Source organism: Kitasatospora sp. NPDC050543 (genome assembly GCF_044457565.1).
In the GTDB taxonomy this organism is placed as follows: Bacteria; Actinomycetota; Actinomycetes; order Streptomycetales; family Streptomycetaceae; genus Kitasatospora.
Genome location: NZ_JBITGZ010000002.1, coordinates 212,420 through 230,625, shown reverse-complemented (window position 1 = coordinate 230,625; position 18,206 = coordinate 212,420). Strand labels below are relative to the sequence as shown.

General features: G+C 72.7%; 17 protein-coding genes. 15 read left to right on the top strand and 2 right to left on the bottom strand.

The annotated features are described in order from the left end of the window. Window positions 1-103 precede the first annotated feature (103 nt). Window positions 104-682, top strand: a complete 579-nt coding sequence (locus ACIBH3_RS03390; RefSeq protein WP_396310152.1) for an NADAR family protein — start codon at window positions 104-106, stop codon at window positions 680-682. Between the two features lie 156 nt (window positions 683-838). Here the strand turns inward: ACIBH3_RS03390 and ACIBH3_RS03385 are convergent, their stop codons facing one another. Next, window positions 839-1,705, bottom strand: coding sequence for a GyrI-like domain-containing protein (locus tag ACIBH3_RS03385; RefSeq protein WP_396310151.1), 867 nt, complete (start codon window positions 1,703-1,705; stop codon window positions 839-841). A gap of 327 nt (window positions 1,706-2,032) precedes the next feature. Further along, complete coding sequence (locus ACIBH3_RS03380) at window positions 2,033-2,677, bottom strand: GyrI-like domain-containing protein (RefSeq protein ID WP_396310150.1); 645 nt, start codon at window positions 2,675-2,677, stop codon at window positions 2,033-2,035. A 315-nt stretch (window positions 2,678-2,992) separates the two neighbouring features. On the opposite strand from ACIBH3_RS03380, the gene ACIBH3_RS03375 reads away from it, so the two are divergent. The 14 genes from ACIBH3_RS03375 (at window position 2,993) to ACIBH3_RS03310 (ending at window position 18,128) form a co-directional block, all read left to right on the top strand. Beyond that, a complete protein-coding gene (locus ACIBH3_RS03375) occupies window positions 2,993-4,318 on the top strand; it encodes a TrpB-like pyridoxal phosphate-dependent enzyme (protein ID WP_396310149.1) in 1,326 nt (441 codons plus the stop codon). A gap of 46 nt (window positions 4,319-4,364) precedes the next feature. Further along, a complete protein-coding gene (locus tag ACIBH3_RS03370; RefSeq protein WP_396310148.1) occupies window positions 4,365-5,474 on the top strand; it encodes a 2-deoxy-scyllo-inosose synthase in 1,110 nt (369 codons plus the stop codon). A gap of 140 nt (window positions 5,475-5,614) precedes the next feature. Next, a complete protein-coding gene (locus ACIBH3_RS03365; protein WP_396310147.1) occupies window positions 5,615-6,253 on the top strand; it encodes a class I SAM-dependent methyltransferase in 639 nt (212 codons plus the stop codon). 35 nt (window positions 6,254-6,288) lie between these two features. After that, the gene (locus ACIBH3_RS03360; RefSeq protein WP_396310146.1) at window positions 6,289-7,131 is read left to right on the top strand and encodes a sugar phosphate isomerase/epimerase family protein; all 843 of its coding nucleotides are present in this window, start codon (window positions 6,289-6,291) and stop codon (window positions 7,129-7,131) included. Between the two features lie 5 nt (window positions 7,132-7,136). Further along, window positions 7,137-8,063 (top strand): deoxyribonuclease, encoded by a 927-nt coding sequence (locus tag ACIBH3_RS03355; protein ID WP_396310145.1) that lies wholly within the window; start codon window positions 7,137-7,139, stop codon window positions 8,061-8,063. After that, window positions 8,008-9,252 (top strand): tyrosine decarboxylase MfnA, encoded by a 1,245-nt coding sequence (gene mfnA, locus ACIBH3_RS03350; RefSeq protein ID WP_396310144.1) that lies wholly within the window; start codon window positions 8,008-8,010, stop codon window positions 9,250-9,252. Before ACIBH3_RS03355 ends, mfnA begins: the two co-directional genes overlap by 56 nt. Further along, the gene (locus ACIBH3_RS03345; RefSeq protein ID WP_396310143.1) at window positions 9,249-10,748 is read left to right on the top strand and encodes a B12-binding domain-containing radical SAM protein; all 1,500 of its coding nucleotides are present in this window, start codon (window positions 9,249-9,251) and stop codon (window positions 10,746-10,748) included. The genes mfnA and ACIBH3_RS03345 overlap by 4 nt, the downstream gene beginning before the upstream one ends. Further along, the gene (locus ACIBH3_RS03340) at window positions 10,745-11,800 is read left to right on the top strand and encodes a zinc-binding dehydrogenase (RefSeq protein ID WP_396310142.1); all 1,056 of its coding nucleotides are present in this window, start codon (window positions 10,745-10,747) and stop codon (window positions 11,798-11,800) included. Before ACIBH3_RS03345 ends, ACIBH3_RS03340 begins: the two co-directional genes overlap by 4 nt. Continuing rightward, complete coding sequence (locus tag ACIBH3_RS03335; RefSeq protein WP_396310141.1) at window positions 11,797-13,134, top strand: phenylacetate--CoA ligase family protein; 1,338 nt, start codon at window positions 11,797-11,799, stop codon at window positions 13,132-13,134. The genes ACIBH3_RS03340 and ACIBH3_RS03335 overlap by 4 nt, the downstream gene beginning before the upstream one ends. Further along, the gene (locus tag ACIBH3_RS03330) at window positions 13,131-13,949 is read left to right on the top strand and encodes an NAD(P)-binding domain-containing protein (protein WP_396310140.1); all 819 of its coding nucleotides are present in this window, start codon (window positions 13,131-13,133) and stop codon (window positions 13,947-13,949) included. The genes ACIBH3_RS03335 and ACIBH3_RS03330 overlap by 4 nt, the downstream gene beginning before the upstream one ends. After that, a complete protein-coding gene (locus ACIBH3_RS03325; RefSeq protein ID WP_396310139.1) occupies window positions 13,946-15,118 on the top strand; it encodes a BtrH N-terminal domain-containing protein in 1,173 nt (390 codons plus the stop codon). Before ACIBH3_RS03330 ends, ACIBH3_RS03325 begins: the two co-directional genes overlap by 4 nt. A 4-nt stretch (window positions 15,119-15,122) precedes the next feature. After that, complete coding sequence (locus ACIBH3_RS03320; RefSeq protein WP_396310138.1) at window positions 15,123-15,863, top strand: class I SAM-dependent methyltransferase; 741 nt, start codon at window positions 15,123-15,125, stop codon at window positions 15,861-15,863. Further along, window positions 15,860-17,359 (top strand): coproporphyrinogen-III oxidase family protein, encoded by a 1,500-nt coding sequence (locus ACIBH3_RS03315; protein WP_396310137.1) that lies wholly within the window; start codon window positions 15,860-15,862, stop codon window positions 17,357-17,359. Before ACIBH3_RS03320 ends, ACIBH3_RS03315 begins: the two co-directional genes overlap by 4 nt. Then, a complete protein-coding gene (locus tag ACIBH3_RS03310) occupies window positions 17,346-18,128 on the top strand; it encodes a class I SAM-dependent methyltransferase (RefSeq protein WP_396310136.1) in 783 nt (260 codons plus the stop codon). The genes ACIBH3_RS03315 and ACIBH3_RS03310 overlap by 14 nt, the downstream gene beginning before the upstream one ends. Window positions 18,129-18,206: the final 78 nt, after the last annotated feature.

Here is an 18,206-nt window from a genome sequence, read left to right as displayed (position 1 = left end):
GCCCCCGGTCACCGCGGCGCCCGGAGCCTGCGGCGCCGGCGGAAACGGGCCCCGGGGTGAAATCCGGCGGCGGGCGGCAGGCGTCGGGTGCCAGGATGGGCCCATGACGACGACCCAGCCCATGACCCCCGCAGAGACGCGCAGCCGGGCGGAACTCACCGCGCTGGTGGCCGGCGGCGCCCGGCCCAAGTACCTGATGTTCTGGGGTCACCGGCCTGAGCACGACGGGCGGATCGGGGCCGGGGCACTGAGCCAGTGGTGGCCGGCCCGGTTCACCGTCGACGGGCAGGAGTACGCCTCCGCCGAGCACTGGATGATGGCCGGCAAGGCCCGGATGTTCGGGGACGAGCAGATCCTGCCGAGGATCCTGCACGCCCGTACGCCCGCCGAGGCCAAGGCACTCGGGCGCGAGGTGCAGGGCTTCGACACCGAGCAGTGGGAGGCGGAGTGCTTCGAGCTGGTGGTGGAGGGCAACGTGGCCAAGTTCGGGCAGGACCCGGCGCTGCTGTCGTACCTGCTGGGCACCGCGCACCGGGTGCTGGTGGAGGCCAGTCCGCTGGACCGGGTCTGGGGCATCGGGCTGGCGGCGGACAGTACGGACGCGCTGCTGCCCGGGCGCTGGCGGGGGCTCAACCTCTTGGGCTTCGCGCTGATGGAGGCGCGGGCGCGGCTGTCCGGGTGAACCGCCGGGATTCCGGGGCGGGTACGGCCGTCCGGGTGAGGCCGGGACGGCCGTAACACCGGGACGGCCTCCGGACCACCGCGGCGCCCGGACACCCGCTCGCCGTACCCTCGGGCCTGAGGTCACGCCCGGTGTGACGTCGCACCGGGCCTGACGTCACGCCGGGCGGTGCGGCATCAGGTAGACGTCGATCGCGACCTGCCGCTCGGGGTGCGCCGAGGGGAAGGAGGCGAATTCCAGGTAGTACGGCAGCGGCGGCCGCTCGGTGCGCTGCATCCCCTTGGCCGCGGCGCTCACCGCCAGATGCATGTAGGTGAACGGGATCAGCTCGGGCGGTCCGGTGTGCCGCATCGCCAGACCGCTGGAGGCGGGCACCACCTGGACGCCCATACCGGCCTTCTCGGCCGGGTCGAAGCGGTCCGGTACCGGGACGCAGATGTCGTGCCTGGTCCGGGCGCCCATGAAGAAGTCCGGGTCGTCGTAGGAGACGCCGAGGGCCTTGGAGCGGGCCGGACAGTGCCCCTGGGTGGTGAGCCAGCCGCGCAGCCGGTCCCAGGCGGTGTTGGCGCTGTCGATCGGCCCCAGGTGCTGGTAGAACGCCACTCTTCGCTGCGGGATGGCCGCCGGTCTGATGTCCGTCCCGGCCGGCCCCGCCGTCGGCCAGCAGGCGGTCTGCGGGCTGGTGCGCAGGTCGGTCGGGCAGACCCCGTAAGCCGACCGGAACGCCCGGGTGAAGGCGGCGTGCGAGTTGTAGCCGGCGTTGACCGCGATGTCGATGATCGGGCGGTCGCCGTAGACCAGCCGGTAGGCGGCCAGCGAGAGCCGCAGCCGGCGGACGTAGCGGTGGATCGGCTCCCCGACCTGGTGGCGGAAGACCCGGCGCAGGTAGTCGGGCGAGGTGTTGGTCGCCATCGCGAGGTCCTCCAGCGAGACCGCGGCCTCCCCGTCCCTGACCTGCGCGACGATGTGCGGGATCGCGCGGCGAAGGCGCTCGTCGTGGCTGCTGAGGGTGTCGATCTTCATGGCAGGCCGAAGCCCTCCGATCCCTTGGGTCCAACAGCGATCGGGCACCCACCCCGATGGACCGGGAACCCTGGTGCCCTCGGATCGACGCACCTCCACGGACCCGGCGCAGCTGCTCCCCACGGTACGCCGCCAGACCGTGAACTCCGGTGCCACCGCCTGCGGGTGACTTCGGGAATGCCTCGTAGTGGGCCCCCTGCCCACCCGTCGATGGTAGGAACGTCACAGAGCCCTGTCCAGAGCGCCACCCGGCGAGGACGACGAGCCGGTAACGCGCCGGCGCAGCGCGATCACCGGTCCGTCGCACGGTGGTGGATCAGTGCGCCGTCACACCACCGGCTGGCGCAGGATGGTGCGCCGCCGCTCAGGGGCCGTCCGGGTCGGGTCGGAGAGGTACACCTCGTGGTGGCGGCCGCTCTCGGCCAGCCGCTCGGTGACCAGGTAGTCGTGCAGCAGCTTCACGGTGTGCGGCTCGGTCTCGTACGGGCCCTTGTGCAGCACCTGGACGCTGCGCCCCTCGGCGAAGCGCTCCTCGCGCAGCCGGCCGGCCGCCTCGGGGCCGGCCTTGGCCGCCGCCTTGTCCACCGCGGCGGCGAGCTGCTCCGGCGAGTACGGCACCGGCTGGCGGATCAGCAGGGTCCACTCCCAGCCGGCCCGGGCGCCGGGGCCGTAGGAGTCCGCCGAGAAGGCGTCGAAGGCCGGGTCGTTGCTGCGCCAGAGCCCCTCCAGCGGCATCACCGAGTAGTCGAGCCCGGTGTCGGCGCGGACCGCGAACTTCAGGGCGTACGACGCGGCGTACAGCGCCGCGATGGCCGGTCCGAACTCGGGGCTCTGCCGGGGGTCGCCGACCCCGTCCACGGCCAGGAATTCCAACTCGGGGACCACCACCTCCTGCGGGACGGCCTTCGCGCTGTAGAGCGGGGCGTCGAGCGTGCGGTGGTCGGTCTTCTGGGCCTTGCCGGTGGTGCTCATGGTGCTGGGATCTCCTGCGGTGCTGTGTACGGGGCCTCACCCACACCCCCAGGGGGAACGACTGAGCGATCCGGCGGTCACCCCCGAGGAGCTGCCGACCGCGGGCGAGAACGACCCGGCCACTTCCCGACCGTTTCGGTCAAGAGATGACGAGCCGATCGGCCGAGAGCTTGACCGGTCCGGTCAACAACGCTCTGCGCGCTTCTCACCCGACCATACGCCCGCCAATGCTTGTGCACGCGGCGCCGCACCGCGGCCCACCGGCCGGGGAGAGCCCGGCGCAGCTCCCCATCCGGCTGACGAGAGGGAAGCACGTTGACCCGTTCCGCGCAGTGGACTCCCGTGCCGGTACCGGCCGGGACGGACCCCCACACCGTGCCCTCGCACTGGTTCAACCTCGTCCCCAGCCTCCCGGCACCCGTCCCGGCGCCCGTCGAGCCCGAGGACACCGGCGACCAGGACGCCTGGGGCCCGCGGATCGCGCTCCAGCAGCGCATCCGACTGGACGCCGTCCGCGCCCAGGACAGCGCGAGCGAGCCGTTCCTGGCGATCCCCGAGCGGGTCCGCGAGGAGCTCGCCGCGATCGGGCGCCCCACCCCGCTGCTGCGGGCCAGGGCCCTGGAGCGCTACCTGGAGACCCCGGCCCGGATCTACCTCAAGCGCGAGGATGTGCTGCCCACCGGCAGCTTCAAGCTCAACTCGGCCGTCGCGCAGGCCTACTTCGCGGCCGAGCAGGGTGTGGACACCCTGGTCACCGAGACCGGCGCCGGCCAGTGGGGCCACGCGGTGGCCTGGGCGGCCCGGCGGTTCGGCCTGAAGGCCGTCATCTACTGGGCCGGCGTGTCGGCCCGTCAGAAGCCCGGGCGCAAGGCGCTGATCGAGATGCTCGGCGGCGAGGTGTACTCCTCGCCGAGCGACCGTACGCCGGTCGGCAAGGCGCTGCTGCGCGACGGCAGGCACCTGCTGGGCTCGCTCGGCACCGCGATCGGCGAGGCGATCTGCCACGCCGCGCAGCACCCGGACACCCGCTACATCTCCGGCAGCAACCTGCCGCACGTCCTGATCCAGCAGACCGTCATCGGGCAGGAGACCAAGGCCCAGCTGGCCGCCCTCGGCGAGCGCCCGGACACCCTGGTGGCCTGCGTCGGCGGCGGCAGCAACCTGGGCGGCTTCATGGGCCCGTACCTGGCGGAGAAGGCCGAGCGCGGCGAGGAACTGCTGCTGCTCGGCGCGGAGTCCGCCAGCGCGCCCCGGCTCACCGAGGGCACCCTGCGCTACGACCACGCCGACCCGGAGGGCATCACCCCGCTCACCAAGTCGTACACCCTGGGCCGGGACTACGAACTGCCGGAGACCCACGTCGGCGGGCTGCGCCAGCACAGCGGATCGCCGATCATCGGCGTACTGCGCGGCGAGGGGCTGCTGGACGCCGTGGCGTACCAGGAGGCGGACGCCTTCGAGACCGGCCGGCTGGTGCTGAGCACCGAGGGGATGCTGATCGCCCCCGAGTCCTGCCACGCCCTGCGCGCCGCGGTGCAGCGCGCGGTGCAGGCCAGGGAGAGCGGCCGCGAGGAGGTCATCGTCGCCTGCGTCAGCGGCAACGGCGTGCTCGACCTCGACGGCTACCTCGCCCACCGCTGAACCGGACCGCGCGCAGCCCCCGACACCCTCGTGCGAAAGGACCGACGTGTCCGACGGAAGCATCATCGAACTGACCAACGGCACCGCCGCCGGCTGCCCCTTCCACCTGGGCGAGAACATCGGCGGCCGGCTGCCCGAGTACCTGGGCCGGCACGACTTCGACGAGTTCTACCTCGTCACCAGTGAATCCCTGCACGAGCTGTTCGGCCGCAAGCTGGTCTCGCAGCTCACCAGGGCCGGCATCTCGGTCAACCTGATCACGGTGGCCGAGGGCGAGAGCGTCAAGAGCTGGCCCCAGCTGACCGCCCTGTGCGAGCGGCTGGTGGCGGCGGGCGCCACCAAGGACTCGATCGTCGGCGCGCTCGGCGGCGGCATGATCAGCAACCTGGCCGGGCTGGCCGCGGGGCTGGTCTACCGGGGCCTGCGCTTCGTCGAGATACCCACCACCATGCTCAACCTCACCGACGGCGCGCTCAGCAACAAGCAGGCCATCAACGGCGCGCTGGGCAAGAACCAGTTCGGCGTCTACCACGCGCCACTGTTCGTCTGGGCGGACGTCGCGATGCTGCGGCGCGAGCCGGAGCGCCAGCACCGCAGCGCGCTGGTGGAGGCGCTGAAGAACGGCCTGGTCAACGACGTCGCCTGGTTCGACCGGATGGAGCAGCTGCTGGCCGACGGGGTCGGCGCCGTCCAGGACGACCTGCTCGGGGTCTGCCACGAGATGATCCGCAGCAAGCTGCGCATCCTCGCGCTGGACCCGAGCGAGCGCAAGGCCGGGATCATCCTGGAGTACGGCCACACCGTGGGCCACGCGGTGGAGTTCCTCGCCCAAGGGTCGCTGCTGCACGGCGAGGCCGTCGGCATCGGGATGTGCGCGGCGGCCAAGGTCGGCATCCGGCTCGGCGTCACCGCGCCGGAGGTGCTGGAGCGTCAGGAGCACGTGCTCGGAAGACTGATGGGCGCGCCGGTCGCCGTGCCGGAGGAGTTCTCGCCCGAGCGGATCATCGAGGTGATCCTCAGCGACAACAAGCGCCGGGCGGGCAGCGCGGTGCGGTTCGTACTGGTGCCCGAAGTCGGCCGGGTCCACCTGGTGGACGGCGACTACGAGACCCCCGTGCCCGAGCCGCTGCTCAAGAGCGCCCTCGCCGAGTCCTGAGCCGGCGCCGCCGGACGCCCGCGACGGCCCCGGCGGCCGAGAGCCCGCGGCCAGGAGCGCACGGCTCGACACCGGCGGCCGAGAGCCCGCGGCCGGCCCCCAGTGACCTTGATCCCTTCGCCGAACACGGGAGTTCTCCCATGACCACCGCACAATCCCCCGAGATCGCCGAGACCATCTACCGGCTCGACGGACCGCTGCGCTGGGCGCTCGGCGAGGTCCAGGAGCTGCTGCGCGACGCCGGCGCCGCCCCCGGCCAGCAGGTGCTGGACGTGGGCGCCGGCACCGGCTACGCGGCCGTACCCGCCGCCCGCGCCGTCGGGCCGCAGGGCTCGGTGCACTGCGTGGACGGCAGCGCCGAACTGCTGGACGTCCTGACCGCCCGCGCCGCCAAGGAAGGCGTCGCGGACCGGCTCAGCCACACCGTCGGCCCGGTGGTGCCGCTGCCCGTCGCCGACTCCTCCGTCGACCTGGTGCTCTCCACCTACGTGCTGCACGAACTGGCCCAGGACGCCGGCGCCGCGATCGCGGAGATGCACCGGGTGCTGCGCCCCGGCGGCAAGGTCGCGCTGGCCGACTACCGCAAGACCGCCGACCGGGCGCGCAACCGCGAGATCGAGGCCTGGTACGCCCGGCAGCCCGACGGGGCCGGGCCGGAGGAGGTGCATCTGCGCTTCACCCTCGGGGACATGGAGGAGATGCTCCGCGCCGCCGGCTTCCAGCAGATCGAACTGCGCACCTGGCACGACTTCCACGTGCACGCGATCGCGAGCAAGTGACGCCCGCCCGAACCCCCCGACGGAAGGACTCGCCCGTGTTCCCGCTCAGCTACAACGCCAACGGCCTGCGCAACATCCCGCTCGAACGGGCGATCGCGGAGGTCGCGGACGCCGGCTACCAGGCGATCGAGCTCTCCCTGCACCCCTCCCACCTCGACCCGTTCGAGTTCGGCCCGGCCGAGGCCGCGCCGATCCGCAAGGCGCTGGAGCGGGCCGGCATCGAGGCCTGCTGCCTGGCCGCCGGCGCCGACAACCTGCTGGGCGAGGAGCGCTTCGAGCCCTCGCTGATCCACCCGAGCGCGGAGGGCCGGGCCCGGCGCGTGGACCTGGTGCTGCGCGCCGTGCGGATCGCCGACGAGCTGGGCGTGCCGCTGGTCAACTTCGCGACCGGCAAGCGCAAGGCCGAGGTCCCCGCCGGGCAGGCCGAGCAGTGGCTGACCGAGGGGATCGAGCAGGTGCTGGCCGGCCCCGGCAGCGCCGTACTGGCGATGGAGCCGGAGCCGGAGTTCTTCCTGGAGACCAACGACGGGGTCGCCCGGCTCGCCGACGCCCTCGCCAGCGACCGCTTCGCGCTGGCCCAGGATCTCGGCCACTGCCGGGTGGTGGAGGAGGACTACCTCGCCTCGGTGGAGCGCAACCTGCCGCACACCAGGATCATCCAGGTCGAGGACATCAAGGGCCGGGTGCACCACCACGAGATCCCGGGCGACGGCGACATCGACTTCGCGGGCTTCTTCACGGTGCTGGAGCGCGGCGGCTACGACGGGTACGTCAGCGTGGAGCTCTACAACCACTCGGACAACCACCGCTACGCGCTGCGCCGCAGCCACGAGGTGCTCACCGCGGCCATCGAGGCCGGCACCGGCCCGCGGGGCTGAGCGCCATGGCAGCCGCACGGCCGGCCCCCGGCCCGCCTCCGCCGCCACCGCCGGTCGCGCCGCGCGCGCTGCACGGCCCCGGGCTGGTCCCGCTCTTCGACCACCACGTCCACAGCGATCTGCGCAACGCCGACGACTACGAACTGATGGCCGTCAGCGGGGTGCTCACCGCCCTCGCACCCTGCTCCGCCTCGCTCGAACCGCGCGCCAGCGGTGCCTCCTTCGCGGCCCGCTTCGAGCGGCTCGCCGTGGTGGAGACCGCCCGCGCGGCGGCGTACGGGGTGGAGCTGTTCGTGGCGCTGTCCGTGCACGCCGCCGACCTGGCCGGGCTGCCGGGGGCGCTCGCCGGGATCGAGGCGCTGGAGGAGCACCTCTCGCACCCCGCGGTCCGGGCGCTCGGCGAGCTCTCGCTGCGCGGCGGCGGCCCGGACGAGATCGAGGTGCTGGAACGCCAGTTGAAGCTGGCGGCGGCCCGGGAGCTGCCGGTGATGGTCGAGTCGCCGCCCGCGTTCGAGGGCTTCCGGGCGATGCTGGCACCGCTGGCCGGAGCGGTCGAGCGGGCCGGCATCGACCCGGCCTCGATCGCCCTGATGGACCTGGACGAGCAGCGGATCGAGCTGCTGGCCGGCCACGGCCCGCTGCGCGACCTCGGCGGCCTGGGGCTGGCGGTGGCACCCCGCCAGGACGCGCTGTTCCAGGTCAGGGAGAAGCTGACGCACCGCGAGGTGCTGCGGGTACTGGACCGCTTCGGGCCCGACCGGCTGATGCTCAACACCGGCCTGCACTTCGGTTCGGCGGACCCGCTGGGTCTGTCCAGGACGGTGCACCGGCTCCGACTCCACGGTGTCCCCGAGCAGATCGTGAGGACTCTCGCACATGGCAACGCTGCCCAGTTCTTCGACATCCCGCACCGCGTCCCCACCGGGGCCTGAGCGCGGACCGCTGCTCCCCGCCCACGGCGCGGGCGAGGAGCGGGTGCTGGCCGAGCTGGCCGAGCTCTGCGCCGAGGACCACGGCTACCGGGACGGCACCGTCTTCAACTCGATCTGCTCGACGCCGCTGCCCGTCGCCCGGCAGGTCTTCGCCGCGTACCAGGAGAGCAACCTCGGCGACAACCGGATCTTCCCGTCCCTGGCGCGGGCCGAGGCCGCCGTGACGGGCATGCTGGCCGACCTGATGGGCGCCGCCGACCCGGCCCGGACGGCGGGGGTCGCCACCTCCGGCGGCACCGAGGCCAACCTGCTGGCCGTGCTGGCCGCCCTCGGCCGCCACCGGCGGCGCTTCGGGGCGGACGTACCGGCCAGGGTGGTGCTCGGCGACAGCGCGCACTTCTCCTTCGACAAGATCGCCTCGATCCTGCCGGTGGAGATCGTCCGCACCCCCGCCGACGACCGGCTGCGGGCCGACGTGGACCGGCTGCTGCCGCTGGTGGACGAGCGGACGGCCCTGGTGGTGGCCACCGCCGGCAGCTCGGAGTCCGGCGCCGTGGACGACGTCCCGGTGATCGCCGCGCACGCCGCCGCACTGGGCGTACCGGTGCACGTGGACGCCGCGACCGGCGGCTTCCTGGTGCCGTTCGCCCGCCGGCTCGGCGATCGGCTGCCGCCGATCGGCCTGGACGTCCCCGGGGTCACCTCGGTGACGCTGGACCCGCACAAGTACGGCGGCGCGCCGATCCCCTCCGGGCAGGTGCTGTTCCGCGACGGCTCCGACCTGGACGCGCTGCGGGTCGCCTCGCACTACCGCGGCACCCATGACCACCACGGGCTGCTCGGCACCCGCCCCGGCGGCGCGCTGCTCGCCACCTGGGCCGCGCTGCGCGCCCAGGGCCGGGACGGCTACCTGGCGACGGTGGCCGGCCTGTGGGAGCGGCGGGCCCTGCTGGTGCGGCTGCTGACCGAGGCCGGCTTCACGGTGGCCCCGCAGCCGGAGCTCACCGTGGTGACGGTCCGCCATCCCGATCCCGCCGGGCTGGTGGACGGCCTGGAGCGGCACGGGCTGATCGCCTCGGTGGCCCGCCGGCTGGGCCTGCTGCGGCTGGTCGTGCACTGGCACCAGAGCGAGGAGCAGCTGCGGCAGCTGGTCGCGCTGATGGCGAAGCTGGACGGGGGGCGGCCGTGAAGGTGCTGTTCATCTCCGTCAACAAGCTGAAGTCCTTCCGGCCGGTGCTGCCGATCGGCATGGTCACCATCGCCACCCAGGCCCGGGCGGCCGGCCACGACGTGCGGACGCTGGACCTGATGTGGGAGGAGGAGGACGAGGACGTGGTCCGCGCCGCGGTGGCGGACTTCCGCCCGCAGGTGGTCGGCATCTCGATCCGCAACGTGGACTCGCAGAGCATGCTGGAGCCGGTCATCTACACCCCGCTGGCCCGCGAGGTCGCGGACTGGTCGCGCTCCGAACTGCCGGGCGTGACGGTCCTGCTGGGCGGCCCCGGCTTCTCCACCGTGCCGGACGACCTGATGGACTTCGTCCAGGCGGACTACGGGATCACCGGCTTCGCCGAGGAGTCGATGAACCCGCTGCTGGAGCACCTGGCCAGGGGCGAGGAGCCGGAGGGCGTGCCCGGGGTCATCTACCTGCGGGGGGACGGCACCTTCCATCGCAGGGACCCGGTCTTCAAGATCGACTACCGCAAGGCCGCCCGCCCCGACCCGGCGCTCTACGACCAGCGGTACTTCAGCTACTCCTACGAGACGCACGACCGCAGCCTCAAGGTCCCGGCGACCATCCAGACCAAGAAGGGCTGCGTCCTGGAGTGCGTCTTCTGCAGCAACTTCCTGGTGGACGGCACCGGGGTGAAGTTCGACGAGGTTTCCCGGGTCGCCGACGAGGTGGAACGGCTGCGGGACGAGGGCCTGGAGGTCCTGGAGATCGTCGACGGGGTGTTCAACCTGCCGCTGAACTACTCGCTGGAGGTCCTGCGGGAGTTCGTCCGGCGGGGCATCGAGATGCCCTGGTCCTGCATGGTCAACCCGGGCAACGTCACGCCCGAGCTGGTCGACCTGATGGTGCGCACCGGCTGCTACTACGTGGAGTTCGGCACCGACTCGGCCTGCGACCGGATCCTGCGCGGGCTGAAGAAGAACTTCCGCCAGCGGCAGATCATCGAGTCGCACAAGATGTTCGAGCAGGCCGGCATCCGGGTCGAGCACTGCCTGTTCATCGGCAGCCCGGGCGACGACCGGGACTCCGTGCGGGAGACCTTCGACGTGATGTCCGAGCTCGTCCCCCCCGGCGACCACCCCGAGGTGCACGCCTTCTGGACGCTGGGCCTGCGGGTCTGCCGGGGCACCTCGCTGCACGCCACCGCCCTCGCCGAGGGAATGATCACCGGAGCGGAGCGCTTCATCGTGCCCAAGTACTACGTCTCACGCGCCGTCATCGACGACGACTCGATGCTGGACGAGATCCAGGAGCGGGTGCTCGCCAACGACAACTGGTACCTGTGGTGGGGCCTGACCTCGATCAGCCTGCGCGAGCGGATCAAGATGGCCCGCTCCGAGGCCGAGCGGATCGAGGCCGAGCTGATGGCCCACCTGCCACCTCCCAGGCCCGCGCCCGTACCCCTCTCGCTGACCATGCCGCGCCCGCGCACCGCCGGGGAGGCCCGATGAGCGACCTCGGGGTGGACCTGCGCCTGGACGGCCCCGGCGCCCTGCGGATCACGCCCGCCGAGCGGCCGGGCGCGGCCCTGGGCCCGGACGAGGTGCTGGTCGAGGTCGACCGGGTCACCCTGTGCGGCAGCGACCAGGCCCTCTATCAGGGCAGTTACGGCGGCCCGAGCAGCTACCCGCTGCGCTTCGGCCACGAGTGGGCCGGGCGGGTGGTGGACACCGGCCGGCGCGGTACGGCGCTGCTCGGCCGCTGGGTCACCGGCGACTGCTCCCGCTGGTGCGGCGACTGCCCGCGCTGCGACCAGGACCGCAACGTCTGCGGCCGGATCGAGAAGTTCGGCCTCACCGTCGACGGCTTCTCCACCCGGCTGCGGGTGGTGGACCGGCGCTACCTGTACCCCGACACCCACGACCTCGGCCCGGGGCTGCTGGCGCTCTCGGAGTTCTTCGCCGTCGCCGAGCACGGCCTGCGCCGGGTCCGCCCCGCCGCCGGGGACCGCACCCTGGTGGTCGGCGCCGGCGCCCTGGGCCTGGCCTCGTACCTGCTGCTCACCGGCTCGTACCAGGCCACCGAGCTCGACCTGCTGGAGCCGGACCCGGCCAAGGCGGCGGCCGTCGGCAAGCTGTTCCCCAGCGCCCGGGTGTACACCGAACTGCCGCAGCCGCCCGCCGCGGCGCGTGCGGCCGGCGGCTACGCGGCGCTCACCGCCGCCGCCCGGTACGCCCTGGTGGTCGACTGCTCCAGCGGCGCCGCCGGGCTGGACACCGCACTGACTGTGGCCCTGCCACTGGGCCGGGTGCTCTGCTTCGGGCTGCGCCAGACGGCCTCGGTGCGCACCGACCTGCTGGTGGCCAAGGGCCTCACCCTGACCGGCTCGATCGGCGGCACGGGCAGCTTCGCCCAGGCCCAGGCCTTCCTGAGCGGCCACCGCGAGCAGGCCGGCCTGCTGGTCACCCACACCTGGCCGGCCGAGGAGGCCGCCGCCGCCTTCGAGTCCGACGACCGCACCCGGATCAAGACCCAGCTCACCTTTGGAGAGGATGCCCGGTGACGAGCACCGACGACCACCCCCCGCACCGGCGGTACGCCGAGATCCGCGCCGCCGCCCTCGCCGACCTGGCCGCCTTCGAACGGCTGAGCCGCGCCGAGGTCCCCGGATTCCAGTTCGAGCTACTGGGACGCCAGCTGGCACACGCGTTCGCCAACTCGCCGTACTACCGGGAGAACTGGGCCAAGGAGTACGGGGACCTGCGGCCGGCCAGTGCCGAGGAGCTGCGCGAACTGCCCTTCACCACCAAGCGGGACCTGCGCGCCGCGTACCCCTTCGGACTGCTCGCCGTCGGCCGCGAGGAGCTGATCCGCTACGGGGAGTCCACCGGGACGACCGGCAGCCCGACCTCCTCGATGATCACCTACGAGGACTGGATCCGCGGCAACGTCGCGGTCGAGCAGTCGGTGGGCCACCTCTTCGGCCCCGGCGACCTGGTCTTCATCGCCATCCCGTACGAACTGGCCTTCGCCTCCTACGACCTGGACCGGGCGCTGGAGCAGGGCGGGGCCGCGGTCGTGCCGGTCGGCACGCTCAGCCTGGTCTGCCCGTTCGAGCGCATGGTCGAGATGATGTGGACGGTCCGGCCCACCGGACTGGTCTGCACCCCCAGCCGGGCCCTGCGGCTGTACGACATGCTCAAGGAGACCGGCCGCGACCCCGCCGAGATCGGCCTCAAGACCTTCCTGTACGTCGGCGAGACCTGCTCCCAGGCCAAGCTGGAGAAGATCGCGAACCTGTGGGGCGTCCGGCTGTCCAACGCGTACGGCTCGACCGAGACCAACTCGCTCGCCCTGGTCTGCGCGCACGGCGGCCTGCACCTGACCGAGGACCGGCACCTGTTCGAGGTGATCGATCCCGCGACCACCGAGCCGGTGCCGGACGGCACCGCGGGCGAGCTGGTCATCACCGCCCTCAGCGGCCGGGCGACGCCGCTGCTGCGCTACCGCAGCGGGGACTTCGTCACCATCGGCACGGAGAGCTGCTCGTGCGGCAGCCCCCGCCGTACGGTCCGCCACCACGGGCGGGTCAGCGAGCAGCTGACCGTCGGCGGGCGGCGGATCAACAAGCTGGCGCTGGAGCAGACGGTGCTGGCCACCCCGGGCGCCGGGCTGTACTGGGCCGCCGGGGTGTCCGGGCCGGGCCTGGAGATCCGGGTGGAGGCCGACGGCGCCGACCCGGCCGTGCTCTGCGCCGCCGTCACCGCGCGGGTCGAGGCCGAGTTCGGCGTACCGGCCTCGGTCGCGCCGATCGACCGGGCCCAGGTCCGCCGCGCGATGGACCGGATGCTCAAGCCCGGCAGCCTGACCATCGAGGACCTGGAGGCGGTCTCATGACGGCCGACGGCACCGGGCTCGGCGGGGGCGGCGGCCCCGCGATACCCGGCAACCCCGACCCCGGCACGGTCGCCGTGGTGGGTCTGGGCCGGCTCGGCGCGGTGCTCGCCGACCGGATCGGCGCGCGCTTCCCGGTGGTGCTGCACGACAGCGACCCCGGGGTGGCGCGCCGGATCGCCAGCGAACTGGTGCTGCCCGAGGTGAGCAGCGAGGAGCTGCTGATCGCCGCCGACACCGTACTGCTCTGCGTACCGCCGCAGGAGACCGGCAAGGCGCTGACCACGCTGGCCACCACGGCGCAGCACCTGGGCCGGCAGCCGCTGTTCGTGAACCTGGCCACCAGCGTGCCGACCTCGGACCTGCCGCCGGTGCCCGCCGAGGTGGTCGGGCTGAAGCCGGTCTGCCAGTTCACCGCGGTGGCGCTGGGCCTGCGCACCGTCCTGGTGACCGCCTCGGCCCGGCGGATCGGGCTGCTGCGCACGCTGGCCGCCGACCTCGGCGAGGTGGTGCTCGGCAAGGAGGAGGTGGTCGGCCCGGCCAACCGGGCGGCGACCAAGGCCGCGCTGCGCGCCTGCGCCTCGCTGGCCGCCGAACTCGCCGGCCGCGGGCTCCCGCCGGACCTGGTGCACGCGGCGATCAGCAACGTGCTGGTCGGCACCGCGCTGGACTACCCGCCCGCCGACGACAACCCCTACACCAGCTCGGTGCTCGCCGAGCTCGCCGCCGAGAGTGACCAGGCGCAGCGGGAGGCGGGTGAGGCCCTCGGCTGGGCCGCCTGGGCCAACCGCCCCGCCACCCCGGGAGGACCCGCATGACGAGCAGCCCCACCGGCCCGGCCGGGAGCACCCCGCCGCAGCCCCGCCCGGACGGGCGGTTCGGCGGCGAGCACTGCGAGACCGCCTCGCTGCGCAAGCAGCTCGCGGCGCACGGCACCCCCGTCAGCGAGGCGATGCTGTTCGGCCTGGCCGGCGGGATCAGCTTCATGCACCTGCCGCCGACGCCCGGCGGGCGCGGCTTCACCGGCGGGCGCAACGGCCCGTTCCCGGAGTTCACCCGCCGGATGGCGGCCGGCGTCGGGCTGGACCTGGACGTCGCGGTGACGGACGACCCGGACCACGCCTGGCAGGAGCTGCTGGCGGAACTGGCCGCCGGACGGCCGGCCGTGATCTACGCGGACCTCTTCCACCTGCCGTACTTCCAGGCCACCCGGCACTTCGGCGCACACGCCATCGTGGTGCTGGAGCACGACGCCGAGGCCGGCACGGTGACGATCTCCGACCGCCCCGCCCGGCCCCAGACCATCACCACCGCCGAGCTGGCCACCGCCCGGGCCTCCGCCCACCAGCCGTTCCCGCCCCGGCACGCGCTGCTCAAGGCCGACTGGACCAAGGCCCGCCACCCCGGCGAGGAGGACATCCGCCAGGGCGTGCGGTACTCCTGCCGGGCGATGCTGCAACCGCCGGTGCCCACCTTCGGGCTGCGCGGTCTGGAGTCCTACGGCGCGGGCCTGGACCACCTGCTCCAGCACGCCAAGGCCACCGAGGCCGTCGACGAACTGGCCGGCTCCTTCGTCGACTTCGAGCTCGCGGGGACGGGCGGCAACGCCTTCCGCAACCTCTTCCAGGCCTTCCTGTCCGAGGCCGCCGAGCTCACCGGCGACCACCGGCTGGCCGACGCGGCCCTGCTGTGCGCCGACAGCGCCGAACGCTGGGAGCAGCTGGTCGCGCTGCTGCTGCCGGCCTGGACCCCGGCGTTCACCGAACTCGCCGACACCTACCGCGAGCGCGAGCAGCAGCTGCTGGACGGCAGCGGCCCGGCGCTCGCCCGGGCCGGAGTTCTCGGCAGCCGGCTGCCCAAGCTGAGGGCGGCGGCCGCGACCGGGCTGGACCCGCTGCGCGAGCGGCTCGGCGGCGAGCTTCGGGCCACCCTGCGCGGGATCGCCGAGACCGAGCGGGAGCTGTTCGCCGTGCTGAGGGAGGTGTGATCCGGTGACCACCGGGCTGCTGCCGGCCACCCGGGTGCCCGCCGCGCACCCGCTCGACACCGCGGCGCAGCGCCTGGCGTACGACGGGTACCTGGCCGCCCGCAACCAGTACAAGGAGGAGTTCCTCGACCGGCTGGCCGAGGAGTGCGGCGAGGGCCCGGTGCTGGAGGTCGGGCCCGGCTACGGCGGCTTCGCCACCGGGCTGCTGGCCCGCCGGCCGCTGGAGCTGCGGCTGCTGTGCACCGACCCGGGCGCGGTGGAGCTGGCCCGCGGCCGCCTGGGCACTGCGGCCGAGGTGGAGTACTGGGCGCCCGGGCAGCCGCTGCCGGCCGCCCTGCTGGGGCGGTACGCGCTGGTCTACGGCGTGCACCTGCTCGGCGGCGACGGCGACCCGCTGCCACTGCTGCGCGAGTCGGCCCGCGCACTGGCGCCCGGGGGCCGGCTGCTGGTCAACGACCTGCGCCGGGACCCGGACCCGTTCATCCTCGAATACACCCTGCGCGAGATGGCCGCCGACGACTCACCCGAGGGCGGCTACCGGCTGCGCACCTACCTGCACTCGCTGAACGGCGCATGGACCAGCGCCGAGCTGCGGGAGCGGCTCGACGCGGGCGGCCTGGCCCACTGGCCGGTCACCGCCGAGGGCCCGATGGCACTGACCGTCGAGCACCGGCGGGAGTCCGAAGCGGCATCCGAACCGACCGGCACCACCCCCCATCGAACGGCGACCGGAGAGGCACCATGACCCAGGAGTCGATCACCAGGAACTTCCTCGACACCCCCAGCTACTGGCGGGAGTACCCCGAGCGGGACATCGAGTTCGTCCGCTGGTACCCCTGCGACGTCCAGCCGCTGACGGCGGAGCAGATCTACGCCAAGCGTGAGAAGTTCCCCAAGACCAGCTCGTTCTACGTGCACATCCCGTTCTGCAACCAGGTCTGCACCAGCTGCCCGTACAACAAGTTCAGCACCCGCAACACCCTGGTGCAGCGCTACATCCACGCGCTCAAGGCGGAGATCGACCTCTACTCCAAGCTGCCGCACGTGAAGGACACCGTCTTCACCTCCGGCTACTTCGGCGGCGGCACCCCGACCACGCTGCGCGCCGAGGAACTCGACGACCTGCTCGGCTTCATGAAGCAGCGGCTCAACTTCAGCCCGGACTGCTCGATGACCATCGAGAGCACCCCGGTCGACGTCGACCAGTACAAGCTGGACGCGCTGCTCAAGCACGGCGTCAACCGGATGAGCCTGGGCGTGCAGACCTTCCACGACCCGCTGCTGCGCTACCTGGGCCGGGCCCGCGCGCACACCGGCGAGTCCGCCACCAAGACCATCGAGCTGATCGACCGCAGCGGCATGGAGAACCTCTGCATCGACTACATGATCGGCATCCCCGGGCAGACCCACGACCTGTGGGAGCAGGACATCCGCACCCTGATGGACCTGCCGGTGACGTCCTTCTCGGTCTACAACTACGCCGTGATGCCGGGCTCGGAGGTGTTCTTCGCGCTGCAGAGCGGCGCGACCCCGCCGTGCCCCAGCACCCGCGAGGCCGACGAGATGTACCAGTACCTGCACACCACGCTGATGGACGCGGGCTACCTGGCGCTGACCTACAACGACTTCATCGAGCCGATGCGCCCCGAGTGGGCGGCGGCCGGCGTCAAGACGTACCCGGTGCTCAAGGACGGCAGCAAGCCGTACCTCGGGCTGGAGACGGACACCTTCTACCTGACCGACCACCTGTCCCAGATCTGGGGCCGCTGCGGCGACATGGTGGCGATCGGCTCCGGGGCGTACGGGTACCTGAACAACCACATGTACCTCAACGAGCCGGACATCGAGAACTACATCGCCACCTGCGACTCGGGCCGGCTGCCGGTGGTCATGGGTGCCTACACCGACGAGCACGAGCAGCGCTGCCGCAGCCTGGTGCTGGGGCTGAAGCTGCTGCGGGTCAAGCGCGCCGAGTACAAGCTGCGCCACGGCGTCGACCCGTACGAGTACTTCAAGGACAAGATGGACGACCTGGTCGCCAAGGGGCTGCTGGAGATCGACGCCGACGCGATCCAGGTGACGTACCCGAAGGGCTGGTACTACATCGACAACATCTCCAAGACGTTCTACTCGGACGCCAACCACCGGCTCCCGCAGCCGACCTCGGCGAGCACCGAGATCCTCAAGTGGCAGATCGACCGCACCGACGGCCGGAAGGGGCTCCCCCTTGTCCAGTTCTGAGACCACGACCACCGGGCCCACCACGCCCCGCCGCGCCCGCCGGGGCCGGATCTTCGACCTCGCCGAGCGGGTCCCGCAGGGTGACCCGTTCGAGGACACCGACGAGTGCCGGGCCTACGACCGCAGCGTCCGCACCTCCATGATCATCCCGATGCAGCACATGATGAAGCTGATCGGGCCGGACTGCGGGCCCGAGAAGGATGTGCTGGAGATCGGCTGCGCCAGCGGGCTGCTCTCGCTGCGCCTGGCCGCCCAGCACCCCGACTCCGTCTTCACCGGGCTGGACACCAACGACGCCTTCCTGGAGGTGGCCCGGGAGAACACCATCTTCGCCAACCTGGTCTCCTACGGCGGCGACTTCTCCTGCGACTGGGCGCGCTACACCCGGCTGCCCTACGAGGACGACAGCTTCGACGTGGTGTTCAGCTTCTGCGCGATCAACCGCTGGGACAAGCCGGAGCGCATCCTGCCCGAGCTGGCCCGGATCTGCCGGCCGGGCGGCAACGTGCTGCTGTACGACCTGGCCCGGGACGCCGACGAGGGCATGGTCTCCTTCGTGCTCCAGTACGCGGGCGGCGACTCCAACGCCTTCATGCGCTCGCTGCGCGCCTCCTACAGCAGCGACGAGATGCGGGCGCTGCTGGACGAGCTCGGCCTGAACCACTGGAGCGTCTCCAAGGAGGGCATCAACCTGGTGATCTCCTCCCGGGACCGCGACACCGGCTACTCCGTGGGCGAGCCCGGCATCTACGACCGGATCTTCGACTGACGGCTGCCCGAACCCGATCGAACGGGCGTGGGGGGGGGGGGGGGGGGGGCCCCCCCCCCCCCCCCCCCCCACCCCCCC